The 24451-nt window shown below is 72.5% G+C and carries 22 protein-coding genes and 1 pseudogene; 8 read left to right on the top strand and 15 right to left on the bottom strand.

Annotation, left to right across the window (positions count from 1 at the left end; all coding sequences use genetic code 11):
* Positions 1-1161 (bottom strand): glutathione-independent formaldehyde dehydrogenase, encoded by a 1161-nt coding sequence (locus ACFEMC_RS10300; RefSeq protein ID WP_380176026.1) that lies wholly within the window; start codon positions 1159-1161, stop codon positions 1-3.
* 283 nt (positions 1162-1444) lie between these two features.
* Here ACFEMC_RS10300 and ACFEMC_RS10295 point away from each other — a divergent pair, with 283 nt between their 5' ends.
* Positions 1445-2095 (top strand): response regulator, encoded by a 651-nt coding sequence (locus ACFEMC_RS10295; RefSeq protein ID WP_380176024.1) that lies wholly within the window; start codon positions 1445-1447, stop codon positions 2093-2095.
* A 234-nt stretch (positions 2096-2329) separates the two neighbouring features.
* On the opposite strand, the gene ACFEMC_RS10290 is transcribed toward ACFEMC_RS10295, so the two are convergent.
* Positions 2330-2995: a TetR/AcrR family transcriptional regulator gene (locus ACFEMC_RS10290; protein ID WP_380176022.1), complete on the bottom strand. Its 666-nt coding sequence runs from the start codon at positions 2993-2995 to the stop codon at positions 2330-2332.
* A gap of 85 nt (positions 2996-3080) precedes the next feature.
* Here ACFEMC_RS10290 and ACFEMC_RS10285 point away from each other — a divergent pair, with 85 nt between their 5' ends.
* Together ACFEMC_RS10285 and ACFEMC_RS10280 are read left to right on the top strand one after the other, a co-directional pair.
* A complete protein-coding gene (locus ACFEMC_RS10285) occupies positions 3081-5105 on the top strand; it encodes an amidase (RefSeq protein WP_380176020.1) in 2025 nt (674 codons plus the stop codon).
* A gap of 43 nt (positions 5106-5148) precedes the next feature.
* On the top strand, positions 5149-6246 hold the full coding sequence (locus ACFEMC_RS10280) for an agmatine/peptidylarginine deiminase (protein WP_380176018.1): 1098 nt from the start codon (positions 5149-5151) through the stop codon (positions 6244-6246).
* Between the two features lie 345 nt (positions 6247-6591).
* On the opposite strand, the pseudogene ACFEMC_RS10275 reads toward ACFEMC_RS10280, so the two are convergent.
* From ACFEMC_RS10275 to ACFEMC_RS10265, 3 genes and pseudogenes are all read right to left on the bottom strand, one after another.
* Positions 6592-6768 (bottom strand): annotated as a pseudogene (locus tag ACFEMC_RS10275) (PfkB family carbohydrate kinase); the annotation flags it as partial.
* 86 nt (positions 6769-6854) lie between these two features.
* On the bottom strand, positions 6855-7619 hold the full coding sequence (locus tag ACFEMC_RS10270; RefSeq protein ID WP_380176016.1) for an SDR family oxidoreductase: 765 nt from the start codon (positions 7617-7619) through the stop codon (positions 6855-6857).
* A 40-nt stretch (positions 7620-7659) separates the two neighbouring features.
* Positions 7660-8307, bottom strand: a complete 648-nt coding sequence (locus tag ACFEMC_RS10265) for a transaldolase family protein (protein WP_380176014.1) — start codon at positions 8305-8307, stop codon at positions 7660-7662.
* Between the two features lie 417 nt (positions 8308-8724).
* Between ACFEMC_RS10265 and ACFEMC_RS10260 the strand changes: the two genes are divergently transcribed.
* Positions 8725-9351 (top strand): sugar-binding domain-containing protein, encoded by a 627-nt coding sequence (locus ACFEMC_RS10260; protein WP_380176013.1) that lies wholly within the window; start codon positions 8725-8727, stop codon positions 9349-9351.
* Between the two features lie 128 nt (positions 9352-9479).
* Positions 9480-10547, top strand: coding sequence for a glutamate--cysteine ligase (locus tag ACFEMC_RS10255; protein WP_380176011.1), 1068 nt, complete (start codon positions 9480-9482; stop codon positions 10545-10547).
* A gap of 4 nt (positions 10548-10551) precedes the next feature.
* Here ACFEMC_RS10255 and ACFEMC_RS10250 read toward each other — a convergent pair whose 3' ends face one another.
* The 7 genes from ACFEMC_RS10250 to ACFEMC_RS10220 all read right to left on the bottom strand — a co-directional run bounded on the left by ACFEMC_RS10250 (position 10552) and on the right by ACFEMC_RS10220 (position 18219).
* The gene (locus ACFEMC_RS10250; protein ID WP_380176010.1) at positions 10552-11379 is read right to left on the bottom strand and encodes an ABC transporter ATP-binding protein; all 828 of its coding nucleotides are present in this window, start codon (positions 11377-11379) and stop codon (positions 10552-10554) included.
* Complete coding sequence (locus ACFEMC_RS10245) at positions 11376-12308, bottom strand: ABC transporter ATP-binding protein (RefSeq protein ID WP_380176008.1); 933 nt, start codon at positions 12306-12308, stop codon at positions 11376-11378. The genes ACFEMC_RS10250 and ACFEMC_RS10245 overlap by 4 nt, the downstream gene beginning before the upstream one ends.
* Entirely contained in the window at positions 12305-13336 is a 1032-nt protein-coding gene (locus ACFEMC_RS10240) for an ABC transporter permease (RefSeq protein ID WP_380176006.1), read from the bottom strand. Before ACFEMC_RS10240 ends, ACFEMC_RS10245 begins: the two co-directional genes overlap by 4 nt.
* Before the next feature lies 1 nt (position 13337).
* The gene (locus ACFEMC_RS10235) at positions 13338-14348 is read right to left on the bottom strand and encodes an ABC transporter permease (RefSeq protein ID WP_380176004.1); all 1011 of its coding nucleotides are present in this window, start codon (positions 14346-14348) and stop codon (positions 13338-13340) included.
* Positions 14349-14357: 9 nt separating this feature from the next.
* The gene (locus ACFEMC_RS10230) at positions 14358-16181 is read right to left on the bottom strand and encodes an ABC transporter substrate-binding protein (RefSeq protein ID WP_380176002.1); all 1824 of its coding nucleotides are present in this window, start codon (positions 16179-16181) and stop codon (positions 14358-14360) included.
* A 125-nt stretch (positions 16182-16306) separates the two neighbouring features.
* Positions 16307-17434, bottom strand: coding sequence for a Gfo/Idh/MocA family protein (locus ACFEMC_RS10225; RefSeq protein WP_380176000.1), 1128 nt, complete (start codon positions 17432-17434; stop codon positions 16307-16309).
* Positions 17431-18219 carry a sugar phosphate isomerase/epimerase family protein gene (locus tag ACFEMC_RS10220; protein WP_380175998.1) on the bottom strand — a complete coding sequence of 263 codons (789 nt, stop codon included), beginning with the start codon at positions 18217-18219 and terminating at the stop codon, positions 17431-17433. Before ACFEMC_RS10220 ends, ACFEMC_RS10225 begins: the two co-directional genes overlap by 4 nt.
* A gap of 223 nt (positions 18220-18442) precedes the next feature.
* Here ACFEMC_RS10220 and ACFEMC_RS10215 point away from each other — a divergent pair, with 223 nt between their 5' ends.
* Genes ACFEMC_RS10215 through ACFEMC_RS10205 form a run of 3 tightly spaced genes read left to right on the top strand, consistent with a single transcriptional unit; the run spans position 18443 to position 20168 of the window.
* Complete coding sequence (locus ACFEMC_RS10215) at positions 18443-19324, top strand: sugar phosphate isomerase/epimerase family protein (RefSeq protein WP_380175996.1); 882 nt, start codon at positions 18443-18445, stop codon at positions 19322-19324.
* Between the two features lie 31 nt (positions 19325-19355).
* Entirely contained in the window at positions 19356-19571 is a 216-nt protein-coding gene (locus ACFEMC_RS10210) for a helix-turn-helix domain-containing protein (RefSeq protein WP_380175994.1), read from the top strand.
* 27 nt (positions 19572-19598) lie between these two features.
* Positions 19599-20168 carry a Clp protease N-terminal domain-containing protein gene (locus ACFEMC_RS10205; RefSeq protein ID WP_380175992.1) on the top strand — a complete coding sequence of 190 codons (570 nt, stop codon included), beginning with the start codon at positions 19599-19601 and terminating at the stop codon, positions 20166-20168.
* 11 nt (positions 20169-20179) lie between these two features.
* Here the strand turns inward: ACFEMC_RS10205 and ACFEMC_RS10200 are convergent, their stop codons facing one another.
* From ACFEMC_RS10200 to ACFEMC_RS10190, 3 genes are all read right to left on the bottom strand, one after another.
* Positions 20180-21577 (bottom strand): glucose-6-phosphate dehydrogenase, encoded by a 1398-nt coding sequence (locus ACFEMC_RS10200; protein ID WP_380175990.1) that lies wholly within the window; start codon positions 21575-21577, stop codon positions 20180-20182.
* 187 nt (positions 21578-21764) lie between these two features.
* Complete coding sequence (locus ACFEMC_RS10195; protein ID WP_380175989.1) at positions 21765-22265, bottom strand: AbfB domain-containing protein; 501 nt, start codon at positions 22263-22265, stop codon at positions 21765-21767.
* Positions 22193-24442: a galactose oxidase-like domain-containing protein gene (locus tag ACFEMC_RS10190; protein WP_380175988.1), complete on the bottom strand. Its 2250-nt coding sequence runs from the start codon at positions 24440-24442 to the stop codon at positions 22193-22195. The genes ACFEMC_RS10195 and ACFEMC_RS10190 overlap by 73 nt, the downstream gene beginning before the upstream one ends.
* Between the last annotated feature and the right edge of the window lie 9 nt (positions 24443-24451).

Here is a 24451-nt window from a genome sequence, read left to right as displayed (position 1 = left end):
TCAGGCCGCCGATCCGGACGCGGCCGGGTGCAGGACGACCTTGGTCCAGCCCTCGTCCCGCTGGTCGAAGTGCTCGTAGGCCTCCGGGGCCTGGTCCAGCGGCAGCTCGTGGCTCACGATGAACGAGGGTTCCGCCTTGCCGCCGGCGATCAGGTCGCGCAACTGACGGTTGTACTTCTTCACGGGGGCCTGGCCGGACCCGATGTGCTGACCCTTGAACCAGAACGTGCCGTAGTCGAAGGCCAGCTTGCCCTGTCGAGCCAGTTCGTCGCCGGCCCCGGGGTCCTGTGGCACGAAGACACCGACGTTGCCGATCTTCCCGGTGAAGCGCACCGAGGCCACCAGGCGGTTCATCGTCAGGTTCGCCTGCTCCTGGCCGTCCGGTTCGTGCGCCTGGTACCCGACGCACTCGCAGCCGTTGTCCGCGCCGAGACCCATCGTCTCCTCCAGGACGGCCTGCACGGGGTCGACCTTCGAGTCGTCGATGGCGATGGCGCCGACGGACTCGGCCAGTCGCAACCGGTCTGGGTGGCGGTCGACGACCATCACCTTGCCCGCCCCGCGGATGGTGGCCGACAGGGCGGCCATGAGCCCCACCGGACCCGCGCCGTACACGACCGTCTGGTCCCCCGGCTTCACACCGGCCAGCTCGGTGGCGTGGTAACCGGTCGGGAAGATGTCGGCGAGCATGACGTAGTCGGTCTGGCGCTGTTCCGCGTCCTCCCCCAGGCGCAGGCAGTTGAAGTCGCCCCAGGGCACACGCAGGAACTCCGCTTGTCCCCCGGCGTAAGGTCCCATGTCGGCGAAACCGCACGCAGCACCGGCCATCTCCGGGTCCGGCTGCGCGGTCAGGCAGTAGTTGGTGAGCTGCCGTTCGCAGTTCTTGCAGTGCCCGCAGGCGATGTTGAAGGGGAGGACGACCCAGTCGCCGACGCGCACCTTGTCGACCCCGTCGCCGACGTCGACCACCTGGCCCATGTTCTCGTGGCCGAAGGAGCGGCCGGGCTCGAAGTCCGTCCGCCCCTCGTACATGTGCAGGTCCGAACCACAGATGTTCGTCGACGTGATCCGCACCACCACGTCGGTCGGACGCTCGATCCGCGCGTCCGGGACGTCCGTGACGTTGACCTGCCGCGGCCCCTCGTAGACCACTGCCTTCATGTCGCCTCCTCCGTTCCCTGGCCGCCACGTCGGGTGTTCGGGCGGCCTGCAGCCAGTGCACCCGAGCGGCCGGCGGGACGGTATTGGCAGTTCTGCCGATCCCCCCGGGGTGGGGGGGCGGTCCGGGAAGGGCGGTCCGCCAGGACGAGGAGGTGCCCCAGGCCAGCTCAGCCAGGGCCGCCTCAGGGTCACCTCGCCCGCGGGCGGGCCGACGTCCGTCGTGGCCGCAGTACCCCTCGCACAGGCCGCCGGCCCCCGCCCCGACGGGACGGTGTGAGGGCCGGTGCGCATCGTGGTGGGAGACGACTCGGTCCTGCTGCGGGAGGGGCTGTGCCTGCTCCTGCAGGACGCCGGGCACGGGGTCGTGGCCACCGCCGGTGATGGGCCCGGGCTCGTCGAGGCCGTCCTGCGGGAGCGGCCCGACCTCGCCCTGGTCGACGTGCGGATGCCGCCCTCGCACACCGACGAGGGTCTGCGCGCTGCCGTCCAGATCCGCAGGACTTGGCCCGGCGCATCGCTGCTGGTGCTCTCGCAGTACGTGGAGGTGTCCTACGCCGACGAACTGCTGAGCGAGGACGTCACCGGCGGCGGAACGGGGTACCTGCTGAAGGACCGCGTCGGCGACGTCGAGGACGTCCTCACCGCGGTCGAGACGGTCGCCGCGGGCGGGACGGTCTTGGACCCGCTCGTCGTGCGGCAGTTGGTGAACCGGCGACGAGATCCACTGACCGCCTTGACCCCGCGTGAACTGGAGGTGCTCGAGCAGATGGCGCAGGGTCGTTCCAACGCCGCGGTCGCCCAGGCCCTGCACGTGAGCCTGGGCGGTGTGGAGGAGCACACCCAGCGCATCTTCGCCAAGCTCGGACTCGTCGAGGACGAGTCAGGACACCGCCGGGTGCGGGCGGTGCTGCACTACCTGCGCACCACGCGCTGAACGCCGGCGCGCACGAGGCGCTCAGGGCGGGGCCCACTGCGCCGAGTTCGCGCAGCCCGCCTGGCAGACGGGTGAGCTCCTGTCCCGAGCCTCGCCACGGTGCTCGACCGACCCCTCGGCGGGGAAGGACACTGTCGTGCCGCCCGGGGCGTGGTGCCGCTCCGGCTGCGTCGAGCCGTGGGACCGGGAACCGCGGCGGTGGCGCCTCGACGTGACCGACGAGCCGGGGCGGCTTCACCCGCCCCGGGTCGGGCGGGCCGAACGGACGAGCATCTCCAGACCGAGCTCGAAGGCGCGCGTGGCCACCGGGTCCGCCGGGTCCTCGCCGGCGACGGTCGCGTAGGCGGCGGCGAACCGCGGGACGACGTCCTCCTGCCCGGTGGGGTCGAAGACGACGACCGGCCCGGACATGTCCAGCACGCTGCCGAGGATGAAGGACTCGAAAGCGGTCAGCAGGGGCAGGACGTCGCGGCTGCTCCACCCCACGGCCTCCGCGGCCACGGCGAAGTCCTCGTACTGCGCCAGGAGCACCGGCGCCGAGACCCGGTGGGTCATGAGCAGCGGGATCGCCCGGGGGTGCCCGGCGAAGGCGCTGCGGTAGGACCGGGCCCAGGCGCGCAGACCGTCCTCCCAGGGCAGGGTGCGCAGGGGCTCGGGGTCGATGGCGGCCGAGACCAGGGCCCGCACGTCCTCGACCACGGCCGCGAGGTCGGGCACGTGGTGGTAGAGCGAGGTCGGGTTGACCCCCAGGCGCGCAGCCACTTTGCGGATGCTCGCCCCTTCCGCCCCGTGGCGGTCGACCAGTTCCAGCGCGGTGGCGGCGATGAGCCCGCGGTTGAGCAGCGGCTGCTTCGGTCGGGCGATGACGGCCTCCAGGTCTCGGCCGCCGAGCCTACGCAACCACCCGCAGACACCCGTGGGAGGCGCGCCCCTCCCCCTCCGCAAGGTCTGGTCACGAGAAAACAAACGGTGTATGTTTTGCGTCGTGGACACAGAGGTCTTCACCGTGGTGGAAGCAGACGTCGAGTCGCTGCGCGGCGCGCTGGAGTCGGGCGCCGTGAGCAGCGTGGAACTGGTGGCGCGCTACCTGAACCGCATCGGCCGGTACGACCGGTCCGGCATCCGGCTGAACTCGGTGCCCGTGCTGAACCCCGGCGCCTTCGCCGAGGCCCGCGCTGCCGACCTCCGTCGCGCCCGCGGTGAGGTCCTCGGCCCCCTGGACGGCATCCCGTACACCGCCAAGGACAGCTACCAGGTGCGCGGGCTGCCCGTCGCCAGCGGCTCCCCCGCCTTCAAGGACCTCCTCGCGCAGCAGGACGCCTTCACCATCGCCCGACTGCGGGCGGCCGGCGCGGTGCTGATCGGCCTGACCACCATGCCCCCCATGGCGGCCGGCGGGATGCAGCGCGGCCTGCACGGACGGGCCGAGTCCCCCTACAACGCCGAGTTCCTGACCTCGGCCTTCGGTTCCGGTTCCTCCAACGGTTCCGGCACCGCCACCGCGGCCAGCTTCGGGGCCTTCGGACTCGGTGAGGAGACCTGGTCCTCCGGGCGGGCTCCCGCGTCCAACAACGCCCTCGTCGCCTACACGCCCTCCCGCGGGGTCATCTCCGTCCGGGGCAACTGGCCCCTGGTCCCGACGATGGACGTCGTCGTCCCGCACACGCGCAGCGTCGCCGACCTGCGCCACGTCCTCGACGTCGTGGTCGCCGACGACGAGACCTCCGAGGGCGACTTCTGGCGCACGCAACCCTGGATCGACCTCCCCGCCCCCTCGCAGGTCCGTCCGCCCTCGTTCGCCCAGGTGCAGGACCTGCCGTTGGCCGGCCTGCGACTGGCCGTCCCGCGCACCTACGTCAACGCCGATCCCACCAGCGCCCACCCGATCCGCACGCGTGACAGCGTGATGGAACTCTGGGGCCGGATGGAGGACGACCTGGTCGCCGCCGGCGCCGAGGTGGTGGTCGTGCCGTTCCCCGTCGTGGAGAACTACGAAGAACTCCACGAGGGGGACCGGGGTCTGGTCGCCCGGGGCCTGGTGAGCCGGGAGTTCCTGCACGACGAGGTCGGCGACCTCTCGCTCTGGGCGATGGACTGCTTCCTGCGGCAGAACGGCGACCCGGCACTGCACCGCTTCGCCGACGTGGACCCCGCGCTCATCTTCCCCGCACCACCCGGCGCCCTCCCGGACCAGTACGGCGTCCTGCCCTTCGACATCGCCTACGACATCGCCGACTACGTCGCTCGGGCGAAGGAGTGGGAACCGGACTGGCGCGACGTCGCGGGTCTCGAGGACGGCCTGCGTGGTCTGGAGCAGGCGCGGCGTGAGGACTTCGAGGCGTGGCTGGAGGCCGGGGGTTTCGACGCCGTCGTGTTCCCGGCGGCCGCCGACGTCGGACCCGCCGACGCCGACGTGGACCCCGCCTCGGCGGAGATCGCGTGGCGCAACGGTGTCTGGGTCTCCAACGGCAACCTCGTACCCCGCCACCTCGGCATACCGACCGTCACCGTCCCGATGGGCACCATGGCCGACACGGGCATGCCGGTGGGGCTCACCATCGCCGGCGCTGCCCACACGGACACCCGGCTCGTGCAGCTGGCCTCCTCCATCGCGGCGCTGCGTGAACGCCGCACCCCACCGCCGCGCACCCCCGCTCTGCCCGACGAGGCGGTCTTCGGCGAGCCGCGCCCCGCGGCCGTCGGCGACCTCGCCGTCCGCCTGGACCAGGTGACGACGGTCGTGGAGGGCGACGAGACCGTCGTGACGTTCACCGCCAGCGTGACGGGCGGAAGCCCGGACGAGCACGCCGCCCACGTGGACGGGGTCCGCGTCCCGACGGTCCTGGAGAACGGCGTCCTGCGCGGCACGACCCGCACACCGACGGACGCCCACGGCCCGGCCGTCAGCGCCTGGCACGGCCCGTACGGGCCGCTCGTCGTCGTCCTCGTGCGCGACCAGGCCGGGGTGGTGGCCGGCGACCTCGCGACGGCGCCGGACGCCCCGCTCTGACCGCTCGCCCACCCCACGACCGCACGACAGGAGACACTCCCCCATGAGCTCTGCAGCGACCGGCGCGACGACGGACACCACGACGACGATGCCCGCCGAGTGGGAACCGCACGCCCTCACCTGGATGGCGTTCCCCCCGCCCAACCAGACCTTCGGCGAGGAGGGCGGGGCGGACCTGCAGCGGGCCCGCGTGGCGTGGAGCCGGGTGGCCGCCGCTGTCGTCGCCCGTGAACCCGTGCGCATGCTCGTCCGTCCCGAGGACGTGGAGGCAGCCCGGGAACTGCTCGACCCCCGGGTGCAGCTGGAGCAGGTGGGCCTCGACGACTCCTGGCTGCGGGACTCCGGGCCGACGTTCGTGCGCGGGGACGACGGGGTCCGGGCCGTGGACTGGACGTTCAACGGCTGGGGTGCCCAGAGCTGGGCGGCGTGGGACCAGGACCGCCTGCTGGGCGCGCACGTCGCGTCGCTGGCCGGTGTCCCGGTCGCGTCGTCCCCGCTGGTCACCGAAGGCGGGGGTTTCCACGTGGACGGCGAGGGCACCGTGCTGCTCACCGAGACCGTCCAGCTCGACCCCGCCCGCAACCCCGGCTGGACGCGCGAGCAGGTCGAGGCGGAGGTCCACCACCACCTCGGCACCACGAGAGCGATCTGGCTGCCCCGCGGCCTGACGGCCGACTACGGCGAGTTCGGCACCCGCGGCCACGTCGACATCGTGGCGACGTTCACCCGGCCCGGTGCGGTGCTCGTGCACACGCAGACCGACCCCGACCACCCCGACCACGCCGTGTCGCAGGAGGTCCTGGACCTGCTGCGGACGGCCACCGACGCCCGGGGCCGCCGCCTCGAGGTGACCGAACTCCTCGCGCCGAGGACCACCGAGGTGGACGGCGAACTGGTCGACTACTCCTACGTCAACCACTACGTGGCCAACGGCGCAGTCGTGCTGTGCGGCTTCGCCGACGAACGGGACGACGCTGCGGCGCAGGTCCTCTCCCGGGCCTACCCGGGCCGGGAGGTCGTGCAGGTGGACGCCCGCGACGTGTTCGCCTTCGGCGGCGGCATCCACTGCATCACCCAGCAGCAGCCCGCCTGGCACCGGCCGCCGAGCCCGGTGCCCCAGGAGCCGACCGCGTCCAGGTGACGTCGGAGTTCCTCGCGGTCCGGGGGGGGGGCGGGCACCGGCCCGCCGGCACGTGGCGGAGGCGCAGTGCACGGCGGTCTCGACCACGGCGCGCAGGAGCGGGCTGGACAGGTGGCGCAACCGGGGCCGGGCCGCGACGCCCAGCAGGCCGGCGCGGGCGAGGGCGTCGAGCAGGCCGGAGGTGGAGGCGTCGCCGGCACCGATCGATCCGGTGTGGACGTGGTCGAGGTCCGCGGGCAGCTGCACGCGGGGCAGCGTGGAGTCGACGTCGAACTCGTACGTGGCGCGCCCCTCGTCGTCGACCTGCGCCTGCGCGACGGACGTGGGGCCGGGCCCGAGGGAACCGTGGAACAGGTCGACGCCGGCCCCGGCGAGGTGCGCCCTCAGCCGTCCGCCGCGTGCGTCGTCGCCGATCCGGCCCAGGAACTGGACCCGGTGCCCCAGCCGGCCGAGTCCGTAGGCGACGTTCAGGGGGCTGCCACCGGGATGTTCGGCGCTGCGACCGTCCTCGTGGCGGACCACGTCGACCAACGCTCCACCGACCACCACGACACGGGCAGCGACGTCCGGGGAGGTGTTCACGGGGGCTCCTGGGGCTGGTGACCGGGTCAGGACTGCTCGGCCATGCTCCACATGGACCACAGCGCCGTGCGCATCCGCCGGGGTTGCTGCAGCACGGTCACGACGGCGGAGGCGACGTCGTCGGGGGCCAGGAACCCGTCCTTGACAGGGTCTCCCTCTGTCCGGCCGACACCGTCGGCGAAACCCGTGTTCACCGCGGCCGGGGCGATGGTGCTGACGCGGATCCCTCGTTCGCGCAATTCCCGCGCCAGTGACGTCGCCAGCCCCACCTGACCGTGCTTGCTGGCCGCGTACACGGCCTCGTCACCTCCCCCTGTGCCCAGCCCGGCCACGGAGGCGACCAGGACGACGTCACCACCGGCGTCCCCACCGCCGGCACCGTCCGCGGCCCGGGCGTCGAAGTGCTGCACCGCAGCCCGGACCGCCCACACCGTGCCGAGCAGGTTCGTGTCGACGATCGCCTGCAGCACGTCGTCGGGGTAGTCGCAGATCCCGCCGAACACGCCGATGCCGGCGTTGCAGACCACCGAGTCGAGACGGCCGAAGCGGCGCACGGCCTCGGCGACGGCCTGGCGGGCCGCCTCCGGGGACCGCACGTCCAGCCCAACGGCCAGGAACTGCTCGGGCGGGTGACCCGAGGCCACCAGCGTCGCCCTGTCCGGGTCGAGGTCCGCCAGCACCACGCGGGCCCCGGCCTCCAGGAGTTGTCGTGCGGTGGCGGCGCCGATGCCCGCCCCCGCCCCGGTCACCAGGACCACCGAGCCGGTCAGGTCGCGTCGTTCAGCGGGCACGTGCGGTCTCCTCGTCGAGGTGGGGGTGGTGAGCGGCAGTTCAGGCGCGGCGGAGCATGAGTTCTTCGAAGGTGGCGTGCGCACGTTCGGTGTTCTCGTCGGTCAGGCACGCGTCGAGGACGTCGGGGTGCGCGGTGAAGGCCGTGATCCCGACGGCCAGGGCTTGTTCGACCGCCAGCGGGCTCCGCACGCTGGCGAGCAGCACCTGCGTCGGGGTGTCCCGCAGGGCCGCGTGCATGGCCCCGACGAGCTCGACGGGCGGTGCGCCGGTGCGGTCGGCGATCTGACCGAAGTAGGGCGCGATCCACGTGGCACCGACCTGAGCGGCCACCGCCGCCTGGGCGACGGTGTTCACGGCGGTGACGAGCGTCGGGACACCGGCGCGGTGCAGGGCCGCGGCGGCGGAGAAACCCGCTCGCGTCGCGGTGAGCTTGACGACGACGCGGTCGCCGAGACCGGTGATGCGGGAGGCGTTGCGCACCATCTCGGGGGCGTCGCTCCCCCACGTCTGGAAGAAGACCTCCTCCGCACCGGCGTCCACGTAGCGGGAGTACAGCTCGGGGAAGTCGCCGGCGCCGCGGTCGGCGCGGTCGAGGATCGCCGGGTTGGACGTCACACCGCTCACCAGCCCGGCGCGGAGCAGGGCCTCGACCCGCTCGACGTCGGCGCTGTCCGCGTAGAACCTCACGTGCTCCTCCAGGCGCTCAGTTGAGCGGGAGTAGGCTCAACGGTGAAGCTGAACCATCGTGCGGCGCGAGTCCTGGTGTCAACGGAATCCCGGCGGCAGGAGTCGCGTGGACAGCGCGCTGGAGGCCCTGCGAGCGACCACCGCCGCACGGCGCTACTACGTGGACGGGGCGACCAAGAGCGCGATCGCCGGCGAACTGCGGGTCTCGCGGTTCAAGGTGGCGCGCCTCATCGACCGGGCCGTGAAGGAGGGCATCATCACCTTCACCGTGCTTGAACCGGCCGGTGTGCAGGTGGAGAGCTCGCTGCGGCTCGCGGCGCACCTGCCGATCCCCGAGTGCGTCGTCGTGCCCACGGCGGCCGGGACGCCCGAGCGACGACGCGCGGAACTCGGCGCGGCCGCCGTGATGCCGAGCCGTTGTCCGTCCTCCAGGAGGCCGGCGACGATCCGCGCGCGTGGGGACGCACCTTGCGGGCCGTCGTCGACGCCCTGCCGGAACTGCCGGAGGTCGACGTCGTGCAGCTGGTCGGCGGGCTGGCCCTCGAACCCCTGGCCGCCAGTCCCGCCGACCTCGTGCGGGCGGTGGGCTCGCGCACCGCCGGCCGGGCCTGGGTCCTGCACGCACCCCTCCTGGCGGACACCCCGGGCAGCGCCCGCACCCTGCGGGCCGAGACGTCGATCGCGGCCGCCCTGGCTGTGTACGCCGCCACCGACCGCGCCGTCGTCGGCATCGGGTCCTGGCACGGCGACGGTTCAGGGCTCCGCGCGGCGTTGCCCGCCGCGGTGCGGTCCGCCTGCGACGACGCGGGGGTCGTGGCCGACATCGGGACGACGCTCCTCGCGCAGGACGGCACGGTGCTCACGGTTCCCGGACTGTCCGACCGCGCGATCGGGGTCACCACCGGGGAACTGCGCGCCATCCCCGACGTCACGGCCGTCGCGGTCGGGGAGGACCGGGCCGACGCCGTCCGGGCGGCCTGCCGCAGCGGCATCGTCCACCGCCTGGTGACGGACCACCGGACCGCAGAGGCCCTGCGCGGCTGACGTGCCGACCGCGTCCACCTCCCGTGGGGTGAGGACGGGGTACTCCGCGACCGCCGGGCCGGGGTCCGGTGCTGCCCTGCGACCACCCTCGGCATGCACGCGGCCCCCCACGGCAGCATGATCGCCGGGTGGGACGACGCGTCGGCATCGAGGAGGAGTTCCTGCTGGTCGACGCCGGCACCGGCAGGGCCCGTGGCGACGGGCCGGCGGTGGCGCGGGCCGTGGAGGAGCAGACCGAACTCCAGCAGCAGCAGGTCGAGACCGGCACCGCACCGCACACGGACCTGCGGGCGGCGGCGACCGACCTCCTCGGGCGCCGTGCCCGCACCGCGGCGGCCGCCCGGGAACGGGGGGCACGGCTGCTCGCCGTGGCCACGCACCCGCTGCCGACGACGTCAGCCACCACGCGGGGCGAGCGGTACCAGCGGCTGGAGGACCACTACGGGCTGCTCGTCCGCGAGCAGCTGACGTGCGGGTGCCACGTGCACGTCGAGGTCCCCGACCGGGACGAGGCCGCGGCCGTCCTGGACCGCCTGCGGCCCTGGACCTCGGTGCTCCTGGCCCTGTCGTCGAACTCGCCGTTCTGGCAGGGCGCCGACAGCGGGTACGCGTCCTACCGCACGCAGGTCTGGTACCGCTGGCCGACCGCCGGCCCGACCGAGCCGTTCGGGGACGCCGCCGGGTACGACCGGGCCACGGCGCGGTTGCTGGCCACCGGCGTCCCCCTCGACGCCGGGCAGTTCTACTTCGACGCCCGCATCTCGGCGACGCACCCCACGGTGGAGGTCCGCGTCGCCGACGTCTGCCTGCTGGCCCGCGACGCGGTGCTGCTCGCCGCGCTCACCCGGGCCCTCGTGGAGACGGCCGCTCGCGAGGCCGCGGACGGGGTCCCGCTCCCCGACGTCTCCGTCGCCCAGCTGCGCGCGGCCTCCTGGCGCGCCGCGCACGACGGCATCGGCGGGGAACTCGTGTCACCCACGTCGGGCCGACCGGAACCCGCCGACGCGGTGCTGTCCACGCTCGTGGACCACGTCCGCCCTGCCCTGCGCGACGCCGGCGACGAGGACCTGGTGCTGACCGGGCTGGCGGACGTGCGCCGCCGCGGCACCGGGGCGGACTGGCAGCGCGCCACGGCGGCCCGCTCGGGGCTGGACGCCGTGGCGCGCGAGGCCGCCGAGGCGACGCTGCAGTCCTGAACCGTCAGACGCGCCGCTTGAGGCTGCCCTTGAGGTCCGGGACGTCCGCCAGCAGGCGCTTGGTGTAGTCCGCCTGCGGCGCGAAGATGACCTCGTCCGTGCTCCCCCGCTCCACGACCTTCCCGTGCTCCATCACGGCGACGCGGTCGGCCAGGTAGCAGGCCTGCCCGATGTCGTGGGTGATGAACAGCACCGTCAGCCCGAGGTCGTCCTTCAGGTCGTGCAGGACGTTCAGGACGTTCACGCGCAGCGTGGCGTCGAGCATGCTCGTCGCCTCGTCCGCGAGCAGGACCTTGGGCCGCATCATGAGCGCGCGGGCCAGCATGACGCGCTGACGCTGTCCGCCCGACAACTGGTGCGGGTACTTGTGCAACGTGTCCGCCGGCGTCAGGCCCACGTAGCCCAGGCACTCCTCGATGAGGGCGTCCGCCTCGTCCCGCCCGACCGAGGCCAGCGCCAGGCTGCGCCGCAGCAGACCGCCGACGGGGAAGAACTGGTTGAACGAGGCGAACGGGTCCTGGAAGACCGCCTGCACCTCGCTCCAGTAGGAGCGCAACTGCTTGCCACGAAGGTTCGTCACGTCCTGCCCGCGGAAGGAGATCGTGCCGGAGGTCACCGGCATGAGTCGCAGCAGCATCCGGGCCAGGGTCGACTTGCCGGAACCGGACTCCCCCACGACGGCCAGCACGTTGCCGACCGGGAAGTCCAGGGAGACCCGGTCCACGGCCACGACCTTCGACCCGGCGACGTGGAACTCCTTCACGACGTCCCGGCAGGCGAGCACGCTGCCGGTCGCCGTCGCAGCGGCCGGTCCGGTGGTTCCCGTCGTCATCGCAGACCTCCCTCGGTCGGCTGCGGGCGGGTCCGGCGGTCCCGGCCCCGTGCCCGCGTCTCCTCCGTCGGGTCCAGCACCGACGACAGCAACTTCTTCGTGTAGGGGTGCTGCGGGTCGTGGACGAGCTGTTCCGTGGGGCCCGTCTCGACGATCCTCCCCGCGTTCATGATGGCGAGCTTGTCCGACACCTGGGACAGCACGGGCAGGTCGTGGGTGACGAACACGACCCCGGACATGATCCGCTGCTCGACCATCGCCAGCAGCATCTCGACCAGCATCCGCTGGCTCGACACGTCGAGGGCGGACGTCGGTTCGTCGGCGATGAGCAGGCGGGGGTTCAGCAGCGTCGAGACGACGGTGATGACGCGCTGCTTCATCCCGCCGGACAGCTGGTGCGGGTAGGAGTCGAGCACCCGGACCGGCATCTCGAGCATCTTCAGCCGGTCGCGAGCCAGGTCCAGCGCCTGGTCCCGGGTGACGGACCGGTCGTGCGCCCGCATGACGTCGTGGACGAGGTTGCGCACGCGCAGGGTCGGGCTGATGGCGTTCATCGCGCCCTGGGGCAACATCGAGACCACGCCGCCGCGGTACTTCCGCTGCCGCTTCAGGTCCTGCTCGCCGCGCAGCGTCGTGAGGTCGATCTGCTCGCCGTCGATCTCGAGCGTCCCCTCCACGACGTAGAGCGGCGGGTTCGCGATCATCGCCAGGGAGTTCCCGAGCGTGGTCTTGCCGCAGCCCGACTCCCCCGCGAGGCCGAGGATCTCCCCCTCTCCCAGTTCCAGGGTCACCCCGTCCACCGCGGTGAAGTCGCGGTCGCCGCCCCCGTAGACCGCACGGACGCCGACCGCCCGGGCGAGCAGCGTCGACGTACCCGTCCCCGTCCCCGTGCCTGACGTCGGTGCCCCGGACGCTCCGGTGGTGCTCACGACCGTCCCCCTTCCTGTGCCGTCCGGGCCCGGCCGGCGCCCACCCCGGCGTGTGCACCGGTCGGCGTGGGTCGTGCGGCCGCGGCCGCCTGCGCCTCGGCCAGGCGCCGGGCCTGCGTCTGCCTCATCTGCTTGCGCTTACCACGACGCAGCCGCGGGTTGAACACCTCGTCGAGGCTGGCCTGCAGCAGGAGGAACCCGAAGGAGACCAGGGTCAGGACGATGGTGGGGGGCAGGAACGCCCACCACGCACCGCTCGCGACGGCCTGGAACGCCAGCGCCCAGTGCAGCTGCGTGCCGAGGGAGTCAGCGCCCGCCGGCCCGAGTCCCAGCATCGACAGGGCGGCCTCGGCGAGGATCGCCCCGGAGACCTGCAGCACGAAGGCCATGACCGCGTAGGACAGGATGTACGGCAGCACGTCGCGGACGAGGATGCCGCCCAGTCGCGCCCCCGACAGCCGGGCCACGTCGATGTGCTCGCGGGTGGCGACCGAACTGGCCTGCGCGCGGACCGCACGGGCGGTCCACGGCCACGACGTGATGCCGATGACGACCGCGAGGGACCACATGGTGCTCTTGGGGAGTGAGATCGAGATGAGGATCAGGACGATGATCGAGGGGATCGCCAGGACCACGTTCGTGATCCCCATGAGCAGCTCCTCCAGCCACCCACCCACGTAGCCGGCCAGCAGGCCGACGGCGACACCGATCGTCGTGGCGATGACCCCCGCCACCAGCCCGATGACGAGCGACGTGCGCGTCCCGGCCATGAGGACGGCGAGGACGTCGTGCCCGAAGTTGTCGGTGCCGAACAGCAGCCCGTTGCCCGGTGGGTCGTAGAGCGACCCGACCTTCTCGCTGGAGGAGGTGGGGTAGAAGTACCCCGCGACACCCAGCAGGAGGACGAGCACGACGAGCCCCAGGGCCACCCAGAACCGGACGGAGAAGTTCAGGTTGCGGAAGGGGTTGGACCGAGGAGCGGCCGCCTCGTCCGCCGTCGCCACGCTGGAGACGTTCGGTGTGGACATGTCACTTCTCCCCGGAGGCGGCCGCGCGGATGCGCGGGTCGACGATGCCGTACACGATCTCGACCAGGAAGTTGGCCGCGAGCACCGCCAGCGTGATGATCAGCGTGATCGCCTGGATGACCGGGTAGTCGTTCTGCGAGATGGCGTTGAACAGCAGCGTCCCGACCCCCGGGTAGTTGAACACCAGTTCCGTGATGAGCGCGCCGCTGACCAGCGTCCCGATCGACAGGGCGAGCCCCGTGATCTGCGGCAGCATCGCGTTCCGGAAGATGTACCGGGTGATGCGGTTGTCCCCGATGCCCATGGCGCGGCCGTAGTTGACGTAGTCCCCGCCGAGCTCGTAGATCGCCATGGAGCGCATCCCGACGGCCTGACCCCCGATGAAGACGATCACCAGCGACAGGAACGGCAGCCAGTAGTACTGCAGGGCGTCGGTGAGGAAGTCCAGCGACAGCGCCGGGCTGTTGCCGAGCGAGTAGGCCCCACCGACGGGGAAGATCCCGGCGACGACGGCCAACCCGTACAGCAGCAGGATCGACAGGCAGTAGTAGGGCATGGCCGACAGGAACAGGGACGACGTGAAGACGCTGCGGTCCCAGTTGCCGCCGCGGAAGGCCGCGACGGCGCCGACGACGTTCCCGAGCACCCAGCCGATGACGATCGCCGGCAGCTGCACCGCGATCGACCACGGCAGGGCCTGCCCGAGGAGCGAGTTCACCGACGTCGGGTACGACGCGAACGACGTCCCGAGGTCCCCGGTGAACACCTTGCCCAGGTACGTGAGGAACTGCTGCCAGAGGGGGGCGTTGAGCCCGAACTGCTGGACGAACCCCTCGTAGATCTGCTTCTGCTGCTCACCGTTCACGGCCCCGCCACGGGCCAGGTTGGACACGATGACGTCCACCGGGTTGCCGGGCACGAGCCGCGGGAGCAGGAAGTTCAGGGACACCGCCGCGACGAGCGCGACGAGGTACCACACGGTCTTGCGGGCGACGTACTGTCCGAGCTTCACGGTCGGACCTCAGCCCTCGATCTTCTTGATCTTGAACAGCCAGTCGTTCCCGGCCCCGCGGAACATCGGCGGCGCGTCGTCGTTCGCCTGGGTGGGGAAGTTCGTCCAGTTGCTCGCGTTGAACTCGAAGAACTCGTCCGGCCGGTACATGAGGGGGATGGCCGGCGCCTGCTGGCGGTACACGTCGTCGAGCGCGGTGAGCGCCTGCTTCTTCGACCCGTCGTCCGGCGCCGCCGCCGCCGCCTCCAGCAGGTCGTTCACCTGGTCGTTGGTCCACCGCCCGTAGTTGCGGAAGGCCGTCTGCCCCAGCGGAGCGAGCTCGACGTTGCTCATCACGTCGCTGAAGCGCTGCCACGGCGTCGCGGGGTTCGTGCCCGACACGTACCAGCAGCACATGTCGAAGTCGCCGTTGGCCACCGAGGTCGTCACCTGCGCCTGCTGGGGGAAGTTCGTGGCGGCGTCGATGCCGATGGCCTTCAGGTTCTTGGCGACGATCTCCAGCGCGGCGTTCCAGTCGGTCCAGCCCTGGGGGGTGATGAGCTTCCACGGCCCGAGGCGCTGTCCGTCCTTGGCGTAGATCCCGTCCGAACCCTTCACGTACCCCGCGTCGGTGAGGGTCTTCTCGGCCTTCGTCGCGTCGAAGGACCAACCGTCGGCCTTGGCGCGGTCGCCGTCGAACCACTTGTCCTCGGCGCCGCCGGGGATGATGAGCGAGGCCTGCACGTCGCCGGAGTACCCCGACATCGCCGTCTCGGCGATCGAGGCGTAGTCGATGGCGAAGGCGACGGCGCGACGGACCGCCGGGTCCGCCAGCGCGCCGCGGGTCGTGTTGAAGATGAACATCGGCATCGAGCCCGGGACGTAGTAGGGCTTGTCCTTGAGGTAGGTCCCGACGGGCTTGCCCGACTCCCACATCTTCCAGATCTGCGGGACGAACTGCTGCATGACGTCCAGCTCGCCGTTCTGGAACTTCAGGTTGCCGTCCTCGTTGGACTTGAAGATCGGGTGGATGATCTTCGTGGGGGCCGGCAGACCGCCGTAGAACTTCTGTCCCCAGTACTTCTCGTTGCGCGCGAGGATGATCTGGGTCTGGTCGGCCTTCTCCAGGGTGTAGGGGCCGGAGCCGAGGAGCTCCGTCGTCTCCCAGCTGGCCAGCTTGTTCCCGGTCTCGGCGGCGACCTTCTCGAAGACGGCCTTGGGGAGGATGAACTGGACGGCGAGCTGCTGCAGGATCATGTCCACGTTCTTGCGGTCCTGGTTGATGGCGACCGTGATGGTGTCCCCGCTCGCGGTGATGTCGTCGGCCTCGACCCAGAAGGAGGCCACCGTCAGCGTCGGGTCGATCTTCCCGAGCTGGAAGGTGTAGAGGACGTCGTCCGCGGTCAGCGCCGTCCCGTCCGACCACGTGACGCCGTCCTGCAGCGTCAAGGAGACCGACGACGTGCCGTCGACCTTGTAGTCCGCGGCCAGGCCGGGCTTGAGCTCGCCGGAGACGATGTCGAACCGCAGCAGGGTCTCGTAGACGTACTGGGCGACGTTGTTCGCGGCCGGCCACGCCGGGGCCCCGGCGAACGTGTTGAAGTTCGTGGGCGGGCTGAACTGGAACCCCGCCAGGAACAGCTGGTCGGCTGCGTCGCCCCGGCGCCCGCCACCGATCTTGCCGTTGTTGCCGATGCCGGGCAGCGTGCTGTCCTTGGTGCCGCCCCCGCCACCACTGCTGCCACCGCAGGCGGCGAGGGCGACCCCACCGGCCGCGACGGTGGAGACTGCGAGGAAGCGGCGGCGGGTGGCGGCACCCGTGGGTTCGGGTGCGCTGGACGGGGTGGTGGTCATGGCGGGTTCCCTCTCGAGCGGTCTGGTGGGTCCTGGTGGACGGAGGGCGGTCGTCGACGGTGACGACACCTCCGCGCTGGACTGCGGACGGGCGGAGCGGACGTGCGGAACGGTCGTGCGGTGGTTCAGACGGTGCGGGTGGTGGGGTCCCAGTCGGCCGGCAGCAGCTCGGCCGGGGCCACGGTGCTGGTGACCGGCACGAACGCGCCGGACTGCGCGGATTCGGCGATCGAGACCATCGCGTCGACCACGTGGTGGGCCAACGCCCCCTGCACCCGGTGCGGACGACCCTCCCGCACCGCGCGGGCCATCTCCAGCACCCCCGTCCCCCGCGTGGACAGCGCCTTGGTGGAGGCGATCGTCTCCCACTCCTCCTCCCGGCCCCCGCCGGCGCGGCGGATGCGCAGGTCCCCGTCGAAGTCGTTCGGGTCCGGCAACGCCAACGTCGCCTCGGTCCCGGTGATCTCCACGAACCCGTGCCGCGGCAACGGGGAGTCGAAGGAGAAGATGCTGCTGCCCGAGGCGCCGCCGGCGAACTGCGTCAACGCGCTGACGTGGGTGGGCACCGTCACGTCGAACACCTCCCCGGCCTTCGGGCCGGACCCGATGGTCCGCTGCGCCCGGGACGTCCCGGCCACCGCGGCCACCTGTGTGATGGGCCCGAAGGCCTGCACCAGCGTGGTCAGGTAGTAGGGGCCGATGTCGAACAGCGGCCCGGCCCCGTGCTGGAACAAGAACGCCGGGTTGGGGTGCCAGGACTCCGGGCCCGGGGACTGCATCAACGTCAACGCGCTCAGCGGGGTGCCGATGTCCCCGCGGCGCAGCACCGCCAGCGCGGTCTGCAACCCCACACCCAGGAACGTGTCCGGCGCGCACCCCAACCGCACCCCCGCCGCCTGCGCGGCGGCCAGCAACCGGGCCCCACCCTCACGGTCCAAGGCGACCGGTTTCTCCGACCACACGTGCTTGCCCGCGCCGATCGCGGCCAGCGACACCTCCACGTGCGCGGCCGGGATCGTCAGGTTGATGACGATCTCCACGTCCTCGTGGGTCAGGACGGTGTCGATGCCGCCGTGGGCGGGGACACCGTGTTCGGCGGCCCGGCGGGAGGCGGCTTCGGGGTAGAGGTCACCGATGGCGTGCACCTGCACGTCGGGGAAGGAGGTCAGGTTCTCCAGGTAGGTCCCGGAGATCACCCCTGCCCCGATGATGCCGATCCCCACCGGACCCGAGCGCTGCGCCGGGGCGGTCATGCCGGGACCCCGCTGCTCAGGGCCTGGACGAGGTGGGTGTAGCTGTCCTGCACCGCGGTGAACATGTCCCCGGTCGTGTCGTCCAGCTCGATCACACCCAGGTCCACGCCTGCGCACGCGGCCAGGATCGCGGCGGTGTCGATGGCGCCGGTCCCGAACGCCACCTGCTTGCTGTCATCGCGCGAGCCGTCGCCGTCCTTCAGGTGCACGGCCTTGACCCGCGAACCCAACCGGTCCAGCAGGTCCGGCACGTCGACCCCGCCGACCACGGCCCAGTACGTGTCGACCTCCAACGCCACCTGCTCGTGCAGGTGCTCGGCCAGGACCTCCAGCGCGGGGCGGCCGCCGATGCGGGTTTCCAGCTCGAACTCGTGGTTGTGGTAGCCGATGGTGACGCCGGCGTCGGCGGCCCGTTGCGCGGCGGTGTTCAGTTCCGCCGCGATCGCCGCGACGTCCTCGGTCGTGGTCCAGCGGGCCCGGTCCACGTGCGGGTCGATGACCAAGGTGGTGCCGGTGGCCGCGGCCGCGGTCAGGACCGCGTCCAGGTCCGCGCCGATCACCGAGGTGTGCGCCGAGGGCGCCGACAACCCGTGCGCGGCCAGCACCGGCGCCAACGTGGCCGCCGAGGAGGTCAGCCCGAACGGTTCGACCTGGGTGAACCCGATCGCGGCCAGCCGGGCCAACGTGCCGTCCAGGTCGGCGGCCAACGCCTCCCGCACGGTGTACAGCTGCACCGAGATCCGCGACACGTCCAACGTCGGACCGGGGGTGGTGGGGGCAGTCATGGGTGGGGCGCGTCCTCTCGTCGATGAGCGGCGTGCAAGGGCGTCGTCCTCGACGTCCTCCGTCCGGCTCGGCCAGCCGAACCGGTTCAGTGGAAGATAGGCGACGCGACTCGCCGGCGCCAGCCCCCACGCCGCACCGGTTTCGTTGCGATGTGGACACTTTCTACAGAATCTCGGATCCGGAACCAGGAAGCGCGGGTGCGACGAGTGGGAACATCGCCGGGTGAGCACCCCCCGACGCCCGGCCGGACCGCCTCTGGTCGCGACCTGCTGGACCACCGCCGGCACCGCCCGACCGCTCGACGTCCCCGAACTCGCCTCGCACACGCCGTTCGAGCGGATCGACGCCGTCGCGGACGGCGGGTGGGCCGGACTGGGGTTCGCTCACGACGACCTGGACCTCATGAGCCGGACGACGGGTTTCGCCGCCGTCGCCCGGCACGCACGCGACCGGGGACTGGACCACGTCGAGGTCGAACTCGTCACCGACTGGTGGCTCGACCCGTCGCAGTGGCGTTCCCGCTGGAACCTCCTGCTGGACGCCGCGGAGGCGTTCGGCTCCCCCGTCGTCAAGGCCGGGAGCGCGTTCGGCGCTCCGTGGTCCGACGTGTCGTCCCTCGTGGAGCCGCTGCGGCGCTTGGCGGTCGAAGCCGCCGACCGCGGCACACGGGTGGCCCTGGAACCGCTCCCGTTCGCGGTGGTCGGGTCGGTGCCCGCGGCGGCGGACCTCGTGCGCCGGGTCGACCACCCCGCCGCCGGACTGACCGTCGACCTGTGGCACGTGGCCCGGGCCGGCACGACGCTCACCGAACTGGCCGCGTGCCTGGACGCCGAACTGGTGTTCCAGGTGGAGCTCGACGACGCCGCCGCCGAACCGGTGGGCGACTTGTTCTCGGACACCCGCGACCGGCGGCGGTACTGCGGTGAGGGCGACCTCGACGTCGAGGGGTTCGTGCGCCTGCTGCGCGACCTCGGGGTCGACGGGCCGTGGGGTGTGGAGGTCCTCTCCGAGGAGCACCGGCGTACCGGTCTCGCGGAAGGGTTGCGGCGTGCGAAGGAGACGGCTCTCGCCGTCCTGGAGGCCGCGAGCGTCAACATCAGTTGACTTCTCCCGGGTCGTCAAGCACTGTTGACGCATGACCGAGAGCACCGACACCCTCCTCGCGCGGGGCGCGGACACCGACCCGCGGGTGGGTCTGCGCGCCGTCGCCGCCCTCGCACGGCTCCAGGTCCGCCTCGAGCAGTTGCAGGTCGACCGCGCGCGGTCGCTCGGCTGGTCGTGGGCCGAGATCGCCGCCGAACTGGGCGTGTCGAAGCAGGCGGTCCACAAGAAGCACGCCCGGCGCGGCTGACGCGCGACCCAGGACCCGGAGGTTCACGTGTTCCAACGCTTCACGTCCGAGGCCCGCGACGCCGTCGTGGCCGCGCAGGAGTGCGCGCGACGACGGCGTTCCGACCACATCGGTGCCGAGCACCTGCTGCTCGGCCTCCTCGACTCGACGGGTCCGGCGCGCAGCGTCCTGGACTCGGTCGGGGTCGACCGCGACCGGCTGACCGAGGCCGTGCGGAGCGCCCCGTACGCCGGCGCCCCGGCTGACGACGCGGACCACCTGCAGGAACTGGGCATCGACCTCACCGAGGTCCGCCGCCGCGTCGAGGAGACCTTCGGCGCCGGCGCCCTGGACGTCCCGGCGAGACGGCGCCGCGGCCTGCTCGGCCGGGTGTTCCCGCCCACGCACCTGCGGTTCGAGCGGGACGCCAAGAAGGTCCTCGAGAACTCCTTGCGGGCGGCCCTGGACCTCGGCGACCGGCACGTCGGGGACGACCACGTGCTGCTCGGCCTGCTCGCCGACCCGCGCATCGTCGCGGTCCTGCGCTCCGCGGGCACCACCCTCGACCTGCCGACGGCCCGCTCGCTCGTCCTCCAGGGCCGCCGCCGTTCGGCCTGACGGAACGCCTGTCACACGGCGGGGAAGGTCTCCGTCGGCTCGGGTCCGTCGCTGCCGGCGGCGTACGTCTCCAGCGGCACCTCGTCCGCCCGCCACGCCTCGATGACCGGGGCGAGGATCCGCCAGCAGTCCTCCGCGGTGTCCCCGCGGACGGACAGCAGCGGGTCGCCGTCGAGCACACCGGCCAGGACCTCCCCGTAGGCCGGCAACTGCGAGTCCGCCAGCTGCGTCGTCAGCGTGGCCTCCTCGAGGTCGAACGGGCTGCCCTCGGCGTTCACGGCGAGGTCGACGCTCACGGAGTTCGGTTTGAACCCCAGGCGCAGACGTGTCGGTCCGGGGGTCCCGTGCAGACCGGTCAGCAGGTGCGGGACGGGTTTGAAGGTGATGACGGCCTCCTTGCGGGCGCGCCCCAGCGCCTTGCCCGACCGCAGCCGGAACGGCACGCCCGCCCACCGCCAGGTGTCGACGTGCAGGACGACCTCGGCCAGCGTCTCGGTGCCGCGGTCGGGGTCGACCCCCTCCTCCGCGGCGTAGTCGGGAAGGTCCCGGTCCCCGATCCGGCCGGCCGTGTACCGGGCGCGCCGACTCGCCTCGGCGGGTGTCCCGGCGAGCCGCGTCGCCCGCAGCACCTGGGCCTTGCGGTCGCGGAACTCCCGTTCGTCGAGCGTGGCGGGTGCGTCCATGGCGAGCACCGCGAGGACCTGCAGCAGGTGGCTCTGGACCATGTCGACGAGGGCGCCGGCCTTGTCGTAGTAGCGCGCCCGGCCCTCCAGGGCGAGGTCCTCGTCGTAGAAGACGTCGACGCGTTCGACGTGACCGGCGTTCCACGTCGGCTCGAACAGGCGGTTCGCGAAGCGCACGCCCAGCGTCCCCAGCACAGTGGAGGTGCCCAGGAAGTGGTCCACCCGGTGGACGTGCTCCTCGGGGACGAGTTGGGCCACGACCTGGTTCAGCTCGTGCGCCGACGTCTCGTCGGACCCGAACGGCTTCTCCATCACCAGCCGGGTGCTCTCCGGCAGCTCCCGTCCGACGAGCCCGCGGCAGGCGCGGGCCGTCACGGCCGGCGGGAGGGCGAAGTACACGGCGACGGGCGCGGTGCACGACTGCAGCAGGGCCAGCAGCGCGTCGGGGTCGGTGACGTCCACCTGCGCGTACCGGCTGCCGTCGCGGACGGCGTCCGCCGCCGCGGTGTCGCCGTGCTCGTCGAGCCCGGCGAAGGCCCCCGTGACGACCTCGCGCCAGCGCGCGTCGTCCCAGTCCTCCGACCCGGCCCCGACGAGCTGGAGGGACGCCCCGTGACCGTGGCCGGGGTCCTCGCGGCGGTCCGAGACGAGCAACCGCGCCAGCCCGGGCAGGAGGAGGCGCGCGGCGAGGTCGCCGCTGGCGCCCAGGACGAGCAGGGTCGCCACCGGATCACCCCCGGAATGCCCGTCCTGCCGGGCTCCCGACGCCCCGTGCCCGCCCGCCTCGGTGCCCCCGGTCGCCGGGTGTTCCGTCGTCTGACCGTCGCGTCGTCCGTCCACGCGATCACCCTGCCCGGGGTCCCCCACCACCGCACGCCGACCGGCCCGGAACCCTGGGTTCCGGGCCCGGACGTCAGACGGCGGGCGTCGGGAAGAGCCCGGACCGCAGGACGAAGGAACTGTCGGCGCGGCCCAGGTCCGAACCGTCCGCCTTCTGCGCGAACACCTGGAAGTCCTGGTGGCGCACCTGCAGCGTGCGGTCCGACCACACCTGGAACGACGATCCCTGACCGGCGGCGCCGGCCACGGCCGCGAACGTGGCGCGGCCGGCGAAACCGGCAGACCCGTCGTTGCGCACCAGACCGAGTGCCCCGCCGCCGGTCGGGGCCGTGAGGTAGTACCCCGGCCAGGTCGTCGCCTCGAAGGAGACACCCGCCCCGTCGGCCAGCCCGGGTCGCACGACCCAGGAGGTGTCGGTCGTGACCCCTCCGGCACTGCCGGCGCCGGCCTGGCGCAGGAACACCGCGAAGTTCTCGTGCATGAGCCGGTACCCCGGGAAGTTCAGCGCCTCGAACCCCAGCGACCGGCCCGGCGTGAGCGGCAGCGCCGGCGCCGGGAGGAGCCCCCCGCGCACGGTGAACGTGCTGTCGGCCCGCCCGAGGTCGGAGGTGTCGGCCTTCTGCGCGAACACCTGGAAGTTCTGGTGGCGCAGCTGCAGCGTGCGGTCGCCCAGACCTGGAACGTCGTGCCCTGCCCCGTCGCACCCGTGACGGGGGCGAACGTCGCGCGGGCGGCGAAACCCTTGGTCCCGTCGTTCTTCACCAGCCCCGTCGCCCCCCCGCCGGTCGGCGCGGCCAGGTAGTACCCCGGCCACGTGACGGCTTCGAACGACACCCCGGCGGCGTCGGCCAGGCCGGGTCGCACGGCCCACGACGTGTCCGTCTTCACCCCGTCGGCACTGCCGGTCCCCGCCTGCCGCAGGTACACCGCGAAGTTCTCGTGCATCACCCGGTACCCGGCGAAGTTCACCGCCTCGAGCCCCACGGCGGTGTCCACGGTGAGGGGCACCGTGCCCGTGGGGTCGGTGACGGGTTCACCGGTGCCGACCACCTGCGTCGCGCTGCCGACCGTCACGAGGCCGGGGGCGCCACGGCGGATCGTGAGGACCTGGGCCGCGGACGGCACCCCGGCCGCGTCCACGACGGTCAGCAGGTAGTCCCCCGGGGGCAGGACGTCCACCGAGGTCGGCAGGGTCGCCGAGACGGTTGCGCCGTTCTGCCGCACGGTCAACGGGACGCGCCGCTGGTCGGTGTTCTCCGAGTGCGTCACGCACCCCGTGCTGATGAGCGAGGCGGCGCTCACCGTGCGGGTGTCGGCCAGGCCGAGCGTGACCGTGCCGCCGTGCGTCGCCGACCCGGCGATCGACGTCAGCACGGGACGTGAGGCCCAGGTGGTCGACCCGTCGGCGGCCCGCGTGAACAGGTACGGCGGGTAGAACAGTTCGGCGTTGAGGTTGTCCTCCGGACCGGGCACCCCACCTCCCCCGGTGAACACGGCGCCACTGGGCATCAGGAGGGCCGTCGAGTGGTAGGTCCGGGTCCGGGCGGCGGTCGCCGCGGGCCGCCACGTGCCGGAGGCGGGGTTCCAGATCTCGGCCTGCTTGACGGAGTTCGCGTCCCCGCCCGCGGTGCCCACGCGCGTGCCCCCCGAGGCCAGGACGTCCCCGGTCGGCAGGACCGTGAGGTTGTGCCAGTTGCGGTTCTCGGCCATGGGCGACGTCGAGGTGGTGCGCGCCGTCGTGCCGGTGACGTCGACGACCGCGGCGGCCGCCGTCGCCGTCGTGCCGTCCTCGTTGAAGGGCTGGCCACCGCCGGAGACGAGGATCTTGCCCGGGGCGTACATGACCTGCGAGCCGGAGACGCGGGGGTTGAAGGGCAGCGTCCCGATCTTGCTGATGGTGCCGGTGCCGCTGACCGAGAGGTTCCACACCTGGTCCCCTGAGGTCCCGACGACCGTCCCGCGGGGACCGTTGAACGCCCGCGGATACCACCAGCGGTTGTCCTCGGCGCCGAAGGCCATGGTGCTCGCTGCTCCCGTGAGGGACGTCCACGCCCCCGTCCCGGTGCCGATCTCGGGCACCGTGGCGACGCCGCTGTTGTCCTGCGGGTTCCGGTAGGCGCCGGTGTTGTAGTAGTTCCCGCCCCCCAGGACGAGGACCCGGCCGTCCGGCAGGCGCAGCGACGTCGCGTACCAGCGCTGGTACCGGACGTTCTGGCCCATCGTCTGCTCGTGCGTCACCGGGTCGTAGAGCATCGTCATGCTCGAGGAGTTGCCCCCGACCATGAGGAACCGGCCGTCCGGCAGGATCGCCGGACCGTTGCAGAAGCTGTTGTAGTCGTGCATCGAGGCCGTCTGCGTGTGGGCGGCGCGCGAGAACCCGCCGGCCACGTCCCAGTCGTCGTAGGCCGTGCCCCCCTGCGCGGCCGTGTCGACCGGCGTCCCCCACGAGGTCAGGTGGCCGTTGCGCCCCACGGCGACGTGGATCGGGATCACCGGCCAGGGGACCTGCGCCCCGAACATGCCGCGCGTGGTGGCGTCCGTGGCGGGGGTGGTCCGCCCCATCGCCGGGTCGGAGGGGGTGTTGAGGGCGACGGGCGTGGAACCCACCGCGTACGTCCCGGCGGTCGCAGCGCTCGCGGAGCCGGCGTCCCGCAGCGCGACGCTGGTGCCCAGGCCGACGAGGACGGCGGCCGCACCGGCGCGCAGGACGTTGCGGCGGGACGTCGCAGAGGCGGGGATCAGGGCGGTCACGCAGGACTC

The organism is Kineococcus sp. DHX-1 (assembly GCF_042473625.1).
GTDB lineage: Bacteria > Actinomycetota > Actinomycetes > Actinomycetales > Kineococcaceae > Kineococcus.
This window is presented reverse-complemented; position numbering and strand designations above follow the sequence as displayed.